The organism is Pseudomonas paeninsulae, assembly GCF_035621475.1.
Taxonomy (GTDB): domain Bacteria; phylum Pseudomonadota; class Gammaproteobacteria; order Pseudomonadales; family Pseudomonadaceae; genus Aquipseudomonas; species Aquipseudomonas paeninsulae.
The window spans coordinates 3,431,885-3,445,888 of sequence record NZ_CP141799.1 but is presented as its reverse complement, the minus strand read 5'-3'; the positions used below and the strand labels follow the sequence as shown (position 1 = coordinate 3,445,888).

General features: G+C 62.9%; 12 protein-coding genes and 1 pseudogene. 4 read left to right on the top strand and 9 right to left on the bottom strand.

Annotation, left to right across the window (positions count from 1 at the left end; genetic code table 11):
• Window positions 1-47 precede the first annotated feature (47 nt).
• The 6 genes from VCJ09_RS15860 to VCJ09_RS15835 form a co-directional block, all read right to left on the bottom strand.
• On the bottom strand, window positions 48-2,036 hold the full coding sequence (locus tag VCJ09_RS15860; RefSeq protein ID WP_324731101.1) for an acetyl/propionyl/methylcrotonyl-CoA carboxylase subunit alpha: 1,989 nt from the start codon (window positions 2,034-2,036) through the stop codon (window positions 48-50).
• 119 nt (window positions 2,037-2,155) lie between these two features.
• Window positions 2,156-2,956, bottom strand: a complete 801-nt coding sequence (locus VCJ09_RS15855; protein ID WP_324731100.1) for an enoyl-CoA hydratase/isomerase family protein — start codon at window positions 2,954-2,956, stop codon at window positions 2,156-2,158.
• A 124-nt stretch (window positions 2,957-3,080) separates the two neighbouring features.
• Window positions 3,081-4,241 carry a citronellyl-CoA dehydrogenase gene (gene atuD, locus VCJ09_RS15850; protein WP_324731099.1) on the bottom strand — a complete coding sequence of 387 codons (1,161 nt, stop codon included), beginning with the start codon at window positions 4,239-4,241 and terminating at the stop codon, window positions 3,081-3,083.
• 90 nt (window positions 4,242-4,331) lie between these two features.
• Window positions 4,332-5,948, bottom strand: a complete 1,617-nt coding sequence (atuC, locus tag VCJ09_RS15845; RefSeq protein ID WP_324731098.1) for a geranyl-CoA carboxylase subunit beta — start codon at window positions 5,946-5,948, stop codon at window positions 4,332-4,334.
• Between the two features lie 5 nt (window positions 5,949-5,953).
• Complete coding sequence (locus VCJ09_RS15840; protein WP_324731097.1) at window positions 5,954-6,823, bottom strand: SDR family oxidoreductase; 870 nt, start codon at window positions 6,821-6,823, stop codon at window positions 5,954-5,956.
• Window positions 6,824-6,919: 96 nt separating this feature from the next.
• Entirely contained in the window at window positions 6,920-8,707 is a 1,788-nt protein-coding gene (locus VCJ09_RS15835; protein ID WP_324731096.1) for an acyclic terpene utilization AtuA family protein, read from the bottom strand.
• A gap of 220 nt (window positions 8,708-8,927) precedes the next feature.
• Between VCJ09_RS15835 and VCJ09_RS15830 the strand changes: the two genes are divergently transcribed.
• From VCJ09_RS15830 to VCJ09_RS15820, 3 genes are all read left to right on the top strand, one after another.
• The gene (locus VCJ09_RS15830; protein ID WP_079202557.1) at window positions 8,928-9,551 is read left to right on the top strand and encodes a TetR/AcrR family transcriptional regulator; all 624 of its coding nucleotides are present in this window, start codon (window positions 8,928-8,930) and stop codon (window positions 9,549-9,551) included.
• Window positions 9,552-9,663: 112 nt separating this feature from the next.
• The gene (locus tag VCJ09_RS15825) at window positions 9,664-10,449 is read left to right on the top strand and encodes a substrate-binding periplasmic protein (RefSeq protein WP_407692973.1); all 786 of its coding nucleotides are present in this window, start codon (window positions 9,664-9,666) and stop codon (window positions 10,447-10,449) included.
• A 72-nt stretch (window positions 10,450-10,521) separates the two neighbouring features.
• Window positions 10,522-11,343, top strand: coding sequence for an amino acid ABC transporter substrate-binding protein (locus VCJ09_RS15820; protein ID WP_407692972.1), 822 nt, complete (start codon window positions 10,522-10,524; stop codon window positions 11,341-11,343).
• Here VCJ09_RS15820 and VCJ09_RS15815 read toward each other — a convergent pair.
• The 3 genes from VCJ09_RS15815 to VCJ09_RS15805 all read right to left on the bottom strand — a co-directional run bounded on the left by VCJ09_RS15815 (window position 11,294) and on the right by VCJ09_RS15805 (window position 13,644).
• A complete protein-coding gene (locus tag VCJ09_RS15815) occupies window positions 11,294-12,052 on the bottom strand; it encodes a CPBP family intramembrane glutamic endopeptidase (RefSeq protein ID WP_324731095.1) in 759 nt (252 codons plus the stop codon). The two genes, VCJ09_RS15820 and VCJ09_RS15815, sit on opposite strands and share 50 nt — an antisense overlap.
• A 49-nt stretch (window positions 12,053-12,101) precedes the next feature.
• Window positions 12,102-13,400, bottom strand: a complete 1,299-nt coding sequence (locus tag VCJ09_RS15810) for a hypothetical protein (protein ID WP_324731094.1) — start codon at window positions 13,398-13,400, stop codon at window positions 12,102-12,104.
• 67 nt (window positions 13,401-13,467) lie between these two features.
• Window positions 13,468-13,644 (bottom strand): DUF2897 family protein, encoded by a 177-nt coding sequence (locus VCJ09_RS15805; RefSeq protein WP_324731093.1) that lies wholly within the window; start codon window positions 13,642-13,644, stop codon window positions 13,468-13,470.
• Between the two features lie 258 nt (window positions 13,645-13,902).
• On the opposite strand from VCJ09_RS15805, the pseudogene VCJ09_RS15800 reads away from it, so the two are divergent.
• Window positions 13,903-14,004: pseudogene (locus tag VCJ09_RS15800) on the top strand (response regulator); the annotation flags it as partial.

The window sequence follows — 14,004 nt, the reverse complement described above, 5'->3', positions numbered from 1 at the left end:
CGTGCCGATGGGTATCGCTTTGCTCAACCCATCCTACGTCTCTGCCATTAAGCGTCGTTGGCTTCGATTTCAACCAACAATTGGCGGTTCTTCACCTGGTCGCCCTGGTTGACGCCAACACGCCGGACCACGCCGTCGATGCTGGCTTTGAGTGAGTGTTCCATCTTCATCGCCTCCAGCACCACCAGCAGTTGACCCTTGCTGACGGGGCTGCCTTCCGCGACCAGTACCTCGATAATCGCCCCATCCATCGGCGCCTTGACGCTGCCGGAACTGGCACCTGCGGCGCTGCTGACCGGCAGGTGGGTAATGTCAGTGAATTGCAGATTGCCGTTATGGCCATACAGCCAGAGCTTGCCGTCTTGCAAATGATAGGCCAGGCGCTGGCGAATGCCGTCCAGTTGCAGGGTGGCCCAGCGGCCGTCGCACGCCAGCAGCTTGAGGCTGATCGACTGCTCGCCGATCTTGGCCAGCAGGCTGGGTTGTACGCCGTCGGCCAGCACCTCCAGCTCGACGCTATGCTGCTGCTCGCCTTGTTCCAGAACAAAACGCCAGGGCGCGTTGCCGGCATTGCGCCAGCCGGCCAGGCCGCTCTGGTGGGCGCGGGCATTGGCCGATTGCTGGTAGAGCAGGGCCGCAGCCACCGCCAGCTCGGCGGGGTTAGGCGGCTGCGGGCTCAGGCTCGGGTCCGCGGCAAAATGCTCGGCGATAAAGGCGGTGGTGGCGTTACCCGCAGCGAACTCAGGGTGCTTCAGCAGGTTGGCGAGGAAACGCTGGTTGCCGTTGACCCCCAGCAGCACGCAGTCCTCCACCGCGCGCAGCAGCTTGCGCCGCGCTTCGTCGCGGGTCGCGCCATAGGCGATGACCTTGGCCAGCATCGGGTCGTAAAACGGGCTGATGACCTGGCCTTCGACCAGGCCGTGGTCGATGCGGATGCCGTCGAGCAAGGCCGGCTCCCAGCGCAGCACCTGGCCGGTCTGCGGCAGGAAATTGCGGCTCACATCCTCGGCGTATAGGCGCACTTCCATGGCGTGGCCGGTGAGGCGAATCTCCTCCTGCTTGAGCGGCAGAACCTGGCCTTCGGCGACGCGAATCTGCCAGGCCACCAGGTCCTGGCCGGTAATCAGCTCGGTGACTGGATGTTCGACCTGCAGGCGGGTGTTCATTTCCAGGAAGAAGAACTCGCCACTCTGATCGAGCAGGAATTCCACGGTGCCGGCGCCGACATAGTCGACCGAGGCGGCGGCCTTGACAGCCGCTGCGCCCATGGCCTGGCGCAGTTGGGGCGTCATCAACGGGCAGGGCGCTTCCTCGACCACCTTCTGGTGGCGGCGCTGCACCGAGCAGTCACGCTCACCGAGGTAGACGATATTGCCGTGCTGGTCGCCGAACACCTGGATTTCCACATGGCGCGGCTGAAGCACTGCCCGCTCAAGGATCAGCTCGCCGCAGCCGAAGGCGTTCTGCGCTTCCGAGCGGGCGGTGCGGATCTGCGCCAGCAACTCGGACGCGTCATGGACCAGACGCATACCGCGGCCACCGCCACCGGCGCTGGCCTTGATCATCAGCGGGTAGCCGATGCGCTGGGCTTCGCGGCTCAGGGTCTGGTCGTCCTGCTCGGCGCCTTCGTAGCCCGGGATGCAGGGCACGCCGGCTGCGAGCATGGCGATCTTCGACAGGCGTTTGCTGCCCATCAGGTGGATGGCCTCGACGCTCGGGCCGATAAACACGATGCCGGCCGCCTCGCAGGCGCGGGCGAAATCGGCATTCTCCGAGAGAAAACCGTAGCCGGGGTGAATCGCATCGGCGCCAGTCTTCAGCGCCGCCACGATAATCGCGTTGATCTGCAGATAAGACTGATTGACCTGGGCCGGGCCGATACACACCGCCTGGTCGGCCTCCTGTACATGGCGCGAATCGGTATCGGCCTCGGAGTAGACCGCCACGGTGCGGTAGCCCAAATCCTTGGCGGTGCGCATCACCCGGCAGGCGATCTCGCCGCGGTTGGCGATCAGAATCTTGTTAAAGGCGGGCATCTGTGTGCTCCTGCTGCTTGTAAGTGTGGCGATCAGATTGTGTGTGGGGGGGCCGGGCGGCGATCCGCTTTAGCCGCGAGACAACAATGCCCGTCGCGGCTAAAGCCCCTCCCACAGGGTTATTCAGCGGCCCATTTCGGCGCGCGTTTTTGCACAAAGGCCATGGTGCCCTCGATTCCTTCAGCACCGGTTACCGCCGCGGCGAACTGGCCGGCGGCGTGGTCGAGCAGACCGCCGAGGTTTTCCGTTTCGCTGGCTAGCAGCAGGGCCTTGGTTGCGGCATTGGCCTGCGGTGCGCAGTTACGTACCTGGCTCAGAGACTGCTGCAGGCGGGCCTCAATGGCATCTGCGCAGCCCTCGCTGAAGTGCACCAGGCCCAGACGCTCGGCTTCGCTGCCATTGAAGCGGGCGGCGGTCAGCGCCAGGCGCCGGGTCTGGGTCAAGCCGATGCGTTTAACCACAAAAGGCGCGATCTGTGCGGGCAGAATACCCAGGGTGGTTTCCGGCAGGCCGAACTTGGCATCTTGGTGGCAGATGGCAATATCCGAGACGCAGGCCAGGCCGAAGCCGCCGCCGAGCACTGCGCCTTCCAGTACGGCAATCAGCACCTGGGGAGTGTGTTGTGCTTCTTCCAGCAGGCTGCCGAAGGCGCGGTTCAGGGCGCGGTAGGCGTCAGCCCCGGTAGCGCGAGCACTGGCCATGTCCTTGATATCCCCGCCGGCACAGAAATGCCCGCCGGCGCCGCGCAGCACGATGGCGCGCACGCTCAGGTCATCGCGCACGGCGGCCAGCACCGCGCGCAGCTCGCCGACCATGGCCAGGCTCATGGCATTGCGACTGTCCGGGCGGTTGAGGGTGACGTGCAGCACGCCCTCGGCCCGTTCCAGCAACAGGGTTTCCGTGTTTGGTAGTTCAGCCATCACCGGCTCCTCGTGATCGTTCCTACGCTCTGCGTGGGAATGTGCTTTGCAGCGCTCTGCGTCGCTGGGACGCGGAGCGTCCCGTTATGGGTTCCCACGCCGAGCGTGGGAACCCTCGACGACTTCAGGCTTTTTTCTTGCCGGGCAGGATGCCCATCAACTTGCAGATGATGCCCAGCATGATTTCGTCGGCACCGCCGCCAATGGAGACCAGACGCACGTCGCGGTAGGCGCGGGCAACCGGGTTGTCCCACATGTAGCCCATCCCGCCCCAGTACTGCAGGCAGCTGTCGGTGACTTCACGACCCAGGCGGCCGGCCTTGAGCTTGGCCATCGAGGCCAGGTTGGTCACGTCCTTGCCGCGGATATATTGCTCGGTGGCCTGGTAGACCAGGGCGCGCAGGCATTCGACTTCGGTCTGCAACTCGGCCATGCGGAAGTGGATGACCTGGTTGTCGATCAGCGCGTTGCCGAAGGTCTTGCGCTCCTTGCAGTAGTCGATGGTGGCGTCGATGCAATGCTCCAGGCCCTTGATCATGTTGGCCGCGCCGAACAGGCGTTCTTCCTGGAACTGCAGCATCTGCATCATGAAACCGGCGCCTTCGTGGCCGATGCGATAGCGCTGCGGGACGCGCACATCGTCGAAGAACACCTGGGCGGTCTCCGAGCTGCGCATACCGAGCTTGTCCAGGTGCGGGCTGACGCTGATGCCTGGGGTGTTCATCGGCACCATGATCAGTGACTTGTTAACGTGTGGCTTGTCGTCCGAGGTGTTGGCCAGCAGGCAGATAAAGTCGGCGGATGGCGAGTTGGTGATCCACATCTTGCTGCCGTTGATCACATAGTCGTCGCCGTCTTTCTTGGCGGTGGTTTTCAGTCCTGCCACATCGGAACCGGCGCCAACTTCGGAGACGCCGATACAGCCGACCATTTCGCCGCTGATGGCCGGGCGCAGAAACTCGTCACGCAGCTCGTCGGAGCCGAAGCGCGCCAGAGCCGGGGTGCACATGTCGGTCTGCACGCCGATGGACATGGGGATGCCGCCGCAGATGATGGTGCCGAACTCTTCGGCGGCGACGATCGAGTAGCTGTAGTCCAGGCCCATACCGCCGAATTTTTCCGGCTTGGAGATACCCAGTAGGCCGAGGTCGCCGGCTTTCTTGAAGATGTCGTGGATCGGGAAGCGGCCGTCCTTTTCCCACTGCTCGACATGCGGATTGATTTCCCTCTCGACAAAATTACGCACCGTGCGACGCAGCTCTTCGTGTTCCTGGGTAAAGATCATTTTTATAGTTCTCCGTATCGACTGGGCTCGGTAGGGCGGGTGAAACCCGCCAATCATGTGGCGGGTTTCACCCGCCTACGGTGTATGGATTCAGAATCTCGCAACGCCAAAGCTGTTGGATTTCAGTGGCCGCACCGCGGCCTCGGCGCAAATATCCAGCAGGTAGCCGAGCAGCTTGCGCGTGTCGCGTGGGTCAATCAGGCCGTCATCCCACAGGCTGGCGGTGCCGTACAGCGCGGTGGATTGGCTGTCGAGTTTCTGCGCGGTGACCTGTTCGAGCATGTCGAGCATCTGCGGATCGGCCTGCTTGCCTAGCTTGGCGTGCTTGTCCTCGGTGACGATGCGCAGCACCTTGCCGGCCTGGGCGCCGCCCATGACAGCGGTCTTGCTGTTGGGCCAGGCGAAGATAAAGCGCGGGTCCAGACCGCGGCCGCACATGGCGTAGTTGCCGGCGCCGTAGGAACCGCCGACCACTATGGTCAGTTTGGGCACCGTGGCGTTGGCCACGGCCTGGATCATTTTCGAGCCGTGCTTGATCACGCCCTGCTGTTCGGCCTCGGTGCCGACCATAAAACCGGTGGTGTTGTGAAAGAACAGGATTGGCGTGTTGCTCTGCTCGCACAGTTGGATAAATTGCGCCGCCTTGGCCGCGCCTTGCGGGGTGATCGGGCCGTTGTTACCGATAAAGCCGCAGGGTTGGCCTTCGATCTGCAGATGGCCGCAGACGGTCTGGTTATCGAACTCGTTCTTGAAGTCGAGAAACGCCGAGCCATCGGCGATGCGGGCGATGATTTCGCGTACGTCGTAGGGCTTCTTCGCATCGGCTGGCACCAGGCCGAGCAGTTCGTCGACCGGGTACAGCGGTTCGCGGTAGCTCTTCAGCGTCCGCGCCGGCAGCTGGGCGTTCCACGGCAGCATGGCGAGAATTTCGCGGGCGATGCGCACGCCGTCGGCGTCGTTTTCCGCCAGGTATTCGGCGGTGCCGGCGACCTGGGCGTGCATCTCGGCGCCGCCCAGTTGTTCATCGGTGGCGATCTCGCCGGTCGCGGCTTTCAGCAGCGGCGGGCCGGCGAGGAACATCTTGGCCTTGCCACGCACCACCACCACATAATCTGACAACCCCGGCTGGTAGGCCCCGCCAGCGGTGCTGGAGCCGTGCACCACGGTGATCTGCGGCAGGCCCATGGCCGACATGCGCGCCTGGTTGGCGAATCCGCGCGCGCCCTCGACGAAGATGTCGGCGGCGTAGTTGAGGTTGGCGCCGCCGCTTTCGGTCAGCGCCACCACTGGCAGTTTGTTCTCGAAGGCGATCTGCTGCAGGCGCAGGGTCTTCTTCAGTCCGCTGGGGCTGATGGTGCCGCCCTTGATCGCGCTGTTGCTGGCGCTGATCAGGCAGCGCACCCCGGCGATATAGCCGATGCCGGAGATAATCCCGCCGCCGGCCTGGCTGCCGTCCTTGTCATCGTGCAGCTTGTAGCCGGCCAGCGAGCACAGTTCGAGAAACGGCGCGCCGGGGTCGAGTAACAGGTTCAGGCGTTCGCGCGGCAGTAACTGGCCGCGGTTTTCGAACTTGGCCTTGGCTTCAGCAGCCTTGTTCAGGCAGTTCTGTTCGATCTCGCGAAAGCTCGCCACGGCGGCGAGCATGGCTTCACGGTTGTTGGCGAAGTCTTCGCCATGCACGTCGATGTCGGACTGGATAACCGGCATAGGAGTTACTCCTCGCCTTTGAGTACATCGGGGACATAGGCCCGATGGAAACCGTCGTAGGCGACGCTGTTCTTCGCCTTGCCCAAGGTCCAGGCGCGGCTGCCCTGGCTGGCGGCCCCGTCGATGCGGATGGTATTGCCGCTGATAAAGTTGGCACCCGGGGTCAGCAGAAAGACGATGGCGGATGCCACTTCCGATTCGCTGCCGATGCGTTGCAGCGGCACGTGATCTTTGAGCGAGCGGATCATGCTCTTCATCGACTCGGGGTAGGTGTCCATGCCGCTGGAGGCGATCCAGCCCGGTGCCACGGCATTGACCCGCACCCCGGCGTGGCCCCACTCGACAGCGGCGGTCTTGGTGAAATTCTCCATACCGGCGCGCGCCGCGCCCGAGTGGCCCATGCCGGGCATGCCGCCCCACATGTCGGCGAGCATGTTGACGATGCTGCCACCGTGTTTGCTCATGCTTTGCAGGAACACTTCCTTGGCGATCAGGAAACCGCCGACCAGGTTGGTGCGCACCACGGTCTCGAAGCCTTTCTGGTTGATGCCGATCAGCGGCGCGGGAAACTGGCCGCCGGCATTGTTGACCAGGTGATGGATCTGTCCGCGTTCGGCCACCACGGTTTTGACCATGGCCTTAACCGCTTCCTCGTCACGGATGTCGCAGACCTGCAAGCTGGAGCTGCCGCCGTCTTCGCCGATTTCAGCGCAGGTGGCTTCGAGTTTTTCCAGCTTGCGCCCGACCAGCACCACATGGGCACCCAGGTGGGCCAGTTCATGGGCGGTGCAACGGCCGATGCCGCTGCCGCCGCCGGTGACCATGATGCTCTGGCCGCTGAACAGGCCGGGTTTGTACACGGAGTTGTAGGTCATTGCTCATCCTCTTGCCGATGGTTCCCATGCTCTGCGTGGGAACCGCTCTTGCTCTGTGTCCCATGCGACGCTGAGCGTCGCGGGATGCATTCCGAATTACAGTGAATCGGCCAATGCTTTGGGCACCGGCACCGGGAATTCCAGCAGCTGCTGGGCAAAGGCCTTGCCTTGCGGGTCGATGCGCAAGCTGGCGATGCCGCCGCCGCCCAGGGCGTTTTCCAGCAGGAAGTTCAGGCTATGGCTGCCGGGCAGGTACCAGCGAGTCACCTTGCCGGTTTGCGGGTCCAGCGTGTGTTGCATCCATTCGGCCACGGCACCCTCGCTCAGCGCAGCGGCGATCCAGGCCAAGTATTCGGGCTTTCTGGCCATGATGCCGATATTGCTGTGAGTGCCCTTGTCGCCAGAGCGCGCCACGGCCAGCTTGATTAGCGGCACGCGGGTGTCGGCCTGGCCGGCTGGGGTCGGGGCGGCGATATCGCTGGCGATCTGTGTGCGATCCAGTGTCGTGATCTGCGGCATGGCCACCGCTGTACGTTCACCGTTTATCTCCACTTCCAGCGCGCAGGCGTTCTTGTCGGCGAGGAAGCTGAACAGGCGAATCACCGGGTACACCGTGGGGCGGCCGCCGACTATGCCGGTCAGGCCAGGCGCCATGCCGGTGGCGGCCTGGGCGATCTCGCGGGAGAACAACACCAAGGCTTCTTTCTTGGCGTGGCGCACGGCGATCTTGATCACGATTTCGCGGCTGTCTTGCCTCTGGCCGTGAGCGCCGTAAGTGGCCTCGGAACCCAGCAGTTCGATGCTGACTTCCCTGTAGGGACCCCAGCCGCGCTCGGCGAACAGCTCTGCGGTCTTGTTGATAATCGCCTGGCTAACCCGCTGGGCTTTCTTCAGAGCATCGATGCCGGCCATCAGGCAGCTGGCGGTGCAGCGGAAACCATCCGGGTAAGTGGCGCTGACCTTGTATTGCGCGGTGGGCGGCAGGCCGCGCGCACCTTTGAGTTCGACCCGGTCTTTGCCAACCTGAGCCAGGGTGACCTGGGTGAAATCGCACAGCACATCGGGCAGGTAATAGGCACGCGGGTCGCCAATCTCGTAGAGCATCTGCTCGCCGACGGTAAAAGGCGTGACCAAGCCGCCGGAACCCTGCGGCTTGGTCACGACAAAGCTGCCATCGGCTGCCACTTCCACCACGGGAAAACCGATGTGCTCGTAGTCCGGCACGCTTTGCCAGTCGGTGAAGTTGCCGCCGGTGCACTGCGCGCCGCATTCGATGATGTGCCCGGCCAGCGCGGCCTGGGCCAGTTGGTCGTAATCGCTCCAGGCCCAGCCGAACTCATGCACCAGCGCCGCGCTGACCACCGCACTGTCGACCACGCGGCCGGTGATGACGATATCCGCACCGAGCTTCAAGGCCTCGACTATGCCCGGTGCACCGAGGTAAGCGTTGACCGAGACGCAGAAGGGCGGCAACGGCGCGCCGCTGAACATTTCCACGGTGCCGGCCTTGCCCAGTTCGCCGAGCTTGGGTTGCAGGTTGTCGCCATGCAGCACGGCAATCTTCAGATTCACCCCAGCCTGTTCGCAGGCCGCAGCCAGGGCGGCGGCGCAGGCGCTGGGGTTGACCCCGCCGGCATTGCTGATCACGCGGATGTTGTTCTGCGCGATGTCGGCCAGCAGCGGCGCGAGGGTTTCCACGAAGTCGCTGGCGTAGCCGGCATCCGGCTGCTTCATTCGCGCTCCGGCCATGATCGACATGGTCACTTCGGCCAGGTAATCGAACACCAGATAATCCAGTTCGCTGCCCTTTACCAGCTGGGCGGCGGCGGTGCAGGTGTCGCCCCAGAAGGCGGAGGCGCAGCCGATGCGTACGGTTTTAGTCATTGGAGGATCCGCAACACATGAATAAGGTGAATTGAAGGCTACCAAGCAAGCGCTTGGTTGAAAAGCCCCGGGGTCGATATTTATCAAGCAAAGTGCGGCCAAGCGCTTGCTTGGGTGGCCCGCGCAGCATAAATTTCACCAATAACGACAAACACTTGGGCAAATAGCCGGAAAATGGCCGTTTTGTCCAAGTCATATAGAAGGCTGGAGAGTATTAAGCGTGGATGACCAACAAGCTCAGGCGGTGATGCGGGACCTGATGACCCGTGGGCAGATCACCGATCCGGACAGCGCCCGCGGCAAACTGCTGCAGACCGCGGCGCACCTGTTTCGCAGCAAGGGTTACGAACGCACCACGGTGCGCGACCTGGCCAGCGCGGTGGGTATCCAATCGGGCAGCATCTTTCATCACTTCAAGAGCAAGGACGAGATCCTGCGCTCGGTGATGGAGGAAACCATTCGCTACAACACCGCCTTGATGCAGGCTTCGTTGGCCGAGGCGAGCAACTTGCGTGAGCGCGTGCTGGCGCTGATCCGCTGCGAACTGCAGTCGATCATGGGCGGCACCGGCGAGGCCATGGCGGTGTTGGTCTACGAATGGCGTTCGCTCTCGGAGCCCAGCCAGCAATTTATCCTCGAATTGCGCGATACCTATGAGCAGCTGTGGCTGGACGTCCTGAGCGAGGCCCAGGCAGAGGGATACTTCAAGGCCGATCCCTTCATCCTCCGACGTTTCCTCACCGGTGCCTTGAGTTGGACCACTACCTGGTTCCGTCCTGAAGGACCGATGAGCCTGGATCAACTGGCCGAAGAGGCGCTTTCGCTGGTACTCAAAGAGGTTTGAGCGTTCAATAGCTGACAATGGCCTTTTGGCACTACTGCAGCGGTTAGGGAATATCCGCCCAGCTGACACAAGGAGCCGCTCGCGGCCTGGTGTCGCTTTCGAGGTGTGTGATTTGCGTGTGCTATTCCGGGGGCTGCTGACTGCGTTGTGTCTGTTGATCGCCTGGCCGGTGCTGGCCGCCGAGCAGGTGCGGGTTGGCGCCTACCATTTCCCTCCTTACGTGATTAAGCCGGAAAGCGCCGCGCCCAGAGGTGTGCTGCCGGAATTGTTGGCGGCCCTGAATGGTTTGCAGAGCACCTATCGGTTCAGTCTGGTGCCAACCTCGGTGGCCCGCCGTTACCGCGATCTGGAAAGTGGCCGCTTCGATCTGATTCTGTTCGAGTCGCCGGGGTGGGGTTGGCAGAATACGGCGCATACCGCACTGGATCTGCATATCGAAGATGCTGAAGTCTATGTCGCACTCGCCGAGCCGGGACGCGACCAGGGCTATTTCGCTCAGCTCAAGGGTAAGCGGCTGGCGCTATACAGTGGCTATCACTATGGCTTCGCCGGCTTCAATGCGAATCAGCAATTCCTCCGTGAGAACTTTGCTGCGGTGCTGACCTACTCACATGACAGCAACCTGCTGATGCTGATACGTGATCGGGCCGATATTGCAGTGATTACCCGCTCTTACCTGCAGAACTACCAGAGTCGTCACCCCAAGCGCAGTAAGGCGTTGCTGGTATCGCAGCGGGTCGATCAGTATTACCAGCACCATGCGTTGTTCCGTGTGCAATCCCCGTTGATGCCAGAGACTTTCGCCGGGTTGCTGCTGGAGCTGAATCGTAATGGGCAGCTGGACGCCTTGCTCCAGAGTTATCATCTGGTGGTGCCGGAACCTCTGCTAAATGACTGAAATCACTCTGCTCGGTCAGCTTTCCCTGGAATAGGCTGTTTTTCGAGCGCAAATATGGATGCGGGGGTGTGTATGTCGCGGTTGCTGCGCAGGCTGGTCATGGGGTGTGCACTGTGCGTGGCGATACTGGCTACGGGGCCGCTTGCAGCCCAGCAAGTGGTGCATGTGGGCGGTGCTTTTTTCCCGCCTTATGTACTTAAGGCGGAGCAGTCGCAGCGTGCCGGCTTGCTGCCGCAATTGCTCGATGCGCTCAACCGGGCGCAAAGCGATTTTAACTTCATCGTGCGACCGACCTCGATTCCCCGGCGTTTCCGGGATTTCGAACAGGGGCGGATTGACATGTCGATGTTCGAAAACTCGGCCTGGGGTTGGCAGGACATTGCCCACACCGTCGTCGACATGGGGCTGGAAGATGCTGAAGTGTTTGTCGCACGGGTCGAGCCGGAGCGCGGGCAGGGGTATTTTAAGCGGCTCAGAGGCAAGCGTCTGGCGCTGTTCAATGGCTACCATTATGGTTTCGCCGACTTCAATGCCGAGCCGCAATTTCTCGCGAAAAACTTCAATGCGACCCTGAGCTATTCCCACGACAGCAACTTGCTCATGGTGCTGCATGGACGAGCGGATATCGCCCTGGCCACGCGTTCCTATGTCAGCGATTTTCTCGAGCGTCATCGGCAATACGCCGGGCAGTTGCTGATTTCCCAGCGGGTCGACCAACGCTATCAACATCAGGTGCTGCTGCGCCCCGCAGCACCAATCAGTGCGGCGCAACTTGGCCGGTTATTCGAGCAGTTACGCAGCAATGGCCAATTGGCCGCCATCTTCGCTCCTTTGCAGATCAGGGTCAGGCCAGGCGCAGCGGATAGCTCAGTAACAGCAGGTGTGACAGATTGACCGCAGCGTGCAGGGCAACCGCCAGGCTCAGTCGGCCACTGTAGTGAAACACCAGGCCGTAACCCAGGCCGGCGATACCGGCGACCACGGCAAATAACGGACTGAAGGGTGCATGCACGGCGCCGAACAGCACGGCAGTCAGCAGGATGCCCGGGCAGATACCCAGCCAGCTGACCAGGCGAGTCTGCAGCAGGCCGCGAAACAGCAGCTCTTCGGCCAGGACCGCCACGCCCAGGTTGACCGCCAGCCACAGCCACAACTCCGTCGGCCATTTTGGCTGCCAGCCAACCAGGCCCAGAGCCAAGGCCAGCAGTGGTATGCCGACCAACGTCAGCAGCGCCACTGCCCCGGCTCGTTGCGTTTGGGTGCGACGGGCGTGGGGTTGGCCCAGCCACCACGCCAGCAAGGTCAAGCCAACCAGCAATTTGTCCCAGGACAGGCGCACGGCGTAAGGCGCCGCATCGCGGCTGATCTGCCGTGGCGGTGACAATGGCCAGGCCGCGAAGCCCGGTATCAGGTGGGCGGCGAGGGCAAGGCTGGCGAGCAGGCTGAGGCTCCACCACAGGCGCTTGGGCAGTGCTTGGTCGGCAGCCAGCAGGAGGGCGATGAAGAGCAGGCCGGCGGCCAGCCCGATGGGTTGGATAAAACCCAGGCCAAAGCCCAGCCCCAGGCCGAGGGTTGGTAGCAACAGGCGAAGATGTAGCGGCACGGCAGCTCCTTGTAAGGAGCCGCAGTTTAGCGGCGCAGCCCGCCCAGCGTTACTCGAAATAACGCCCGAGCAAGTGCGGGTCGTCGAAGTGGGCACGGCCGATAAAGGCCGTGGCATGCGTGCCCCACTGCCGTATAGCACCCGGCGAAACGACACCGGATGGCCACAGCAGCCAGCGTTCCAGGCGCTCGCTGCCGGGTACTAGGCCGTCTTTGCCGTACAGGCTGCGCTGGCCTTGTGGGTGAGGCAATTGGCGCAACTGATCGAGCGGGATGCGTTGGTAGAGCAGGGTGGGGTAGGGCGAACGGCGGGCATCGATCCAGTGCAGGCGATGCTCGCCTGCGCTCAGCCACAGGGTCGGCGCCGTATCGCCATTGAAGCTCAGGCGTTGGCTCAGGCGTGCTTCTTGATCCACGTTCTGGCGCACTTGCAGGGGCGAGTCCGCCGGCAGGTAAAAACTGTGCCAGCAGCCACAGGGATGGATGCTGTCATAGAGCAGGGCCTTGCCTTGCTGGTCGAGGGTGACGCGCCAGAGCAAACCGTCCAGCTCGCCACCGTACAGATCCACGGCGTTGGGCTTGGGTCGCTGGCTGAACCAGAGCTGGTAGATCAGTTGCAGGTGCCAGCGGCCATTCAACTGGCTCCAGCTGCTGTGCTGGTAAAGGCGTGCCTGCAGCGGATTAAACGCGCGGCTGCCATCAGGGCGGTAATACGGGCTGCCGATACGGTCGCTGCGGCCGGCTTGGGCGATTTTCAGCCAGGGCGCGTGGCGGGCGAACAGCGCGTCGAGTTGCTGTGCATCCGCCTGCGGCAGGCCCAAGCTATCTTCATGCAATATCAGCGGCAGTGGCTGCGCCGCTGGCGGAATTGGCTGGTAGCTTAGCCACTGCGCGCCGTCCGCGGGCGCAGTGGCTTGGCCGGCAGCTTGCTGCCAAGCGGCAATGCCTTGGCGGAAGATCGGCTTGAACAGCGGATAGAGGCCCAGGGTGCGTGCCCAGTCACGGTAGTCGTCGGGCACTTGCGCGGCTTCGACTGCGCGGGCAAACGCCTTGGGGTCGGCGCCCAGGCGTTCGACCTGGCGGGCGCGGCAGGCACCGAGCGCCTCTTGCCGGGCTGGGCTGCTCCAGTCGTGACGCTGGGTCGCTGGTAATTGGCCAATTTCGATCCGGCTGGCCTCGGTGTCGCGTGCGGCCAGGTGTTGCAGCCACAGACGGCGCTGCGCCGGGCTATCTGCGTTTGCGCCAAGGGCCGCGAGGACTCTATCGCTGCGCAGGCCGATAAAGCCGGGCAAACGGTGGTACTGCGCATCCTGATAAGCCTGGGTGGCCAGCGGCAATTGCGTGAACAACGCCGCACAGTTTTCAGTCGATGCGGGTTGCCAATGTGCACAGCCCGCCAATAGGCCGGCCAGCAGACTAACGCTTGCGAGCGTCCTCGGCGTCCTGGGCTTCCATCTCGATTTTTCGTTCACGGACTTTCTGCAGTTGTTCGTCGGTTAGCGGCAGGGGTTTGGCAGTACGCAGCAGCACCATCAAGCCGCCCACGATAGAGCCTAGAACGAGAACTATCAGTAACCAGATATACCAGGGCATGGTCGGCTCTTCGGCGGCGGGGTGGAGTCCTCACCATATCGCGCCTGGCCGGGCTTGTCAGGTTGGTAATTGCGCCACGGCCTGCAGGTTGCTGTCGTGCTCAATCTTCACGCCGGAGAGTTGCAGGCCCTGCTCACGGGTTATTCCGACCTGGATGCAGCGGTGGCGGCGCTAAACAGTGGCGGCATCTTCCGCTACCTGAGAAAACCCCGGGACCAGCAGGAAATGGCCTTCACTCTGCGCCAGCCGGCGCAGATAGTTACGCGCCTGGCGCAGGTGCCGCGCGAGGCGCGTGAGCGGGAAAAGGTCGGCAGTTTGCTGGGGATGTTGGGCCGCCTGCGCGAACGCCTGACGGCGTAG

Bases quoted from the DNA above. Each gene is read 5' to 3' on its own strand.
- atuD (WP_324731099.1), bottom strand. From the start codon at position 4,241: ATGATCTTTACCCAGGAACACGAAGAGCTGCGTCGCACGGTGCGTAAT.
- VCJ09_RS15805 (WP_324731093.1), bottom strand. From the start codon at position 13,644: ATGCCCTGGTATATCTGGTTACTGATAGTTCTCGTTCTAGGCTCTATC.
- atuC (WP_324731098.1), bottom strand. From the start codon at position 5,948: ATGCCGGTTATCCAGTCCGACATCGACGTGCATGGCGAAGACTTCGCC.
- VCJ09_RS15840 (WP_324731097.1), bottom strand. From the start codon at position 6,823: ATGACCTACAACTCCGTGTACAAACCCGGCCTGTTCAGCGGCCAGAGC.
- VCJ09_RS15855 (WP_324731100.1), bottom strand. From the start codon at position 2,956: ATGGCTGAACTACCAAACACGGAAACCCTGTTGCTGGAACGGGCCGAG.
- VCJ09_RS15820 (WP_407692972.1), top strand. From the start codon at position 10,522: ATGTCGCGGTTGCTGCGCAGGCTGGTCATGGGGTGTGCACTGTGCGTG.
- VCJ09_RS15835 (WP_324731096.1), bottom strand. From the start codon at position 8,707: ATGACTAAAACCGTACGCATCGGCTGCGCCTCCGCCTTCTGGGGCGAC.
- VCJ09_RS15860 (WP_324731101.1), bottom strand. From the start codon at position 2,036: ATGCCCGCCTTTAACAAGATTCTGATCGCCAACCGCGGCGAGATCGCC.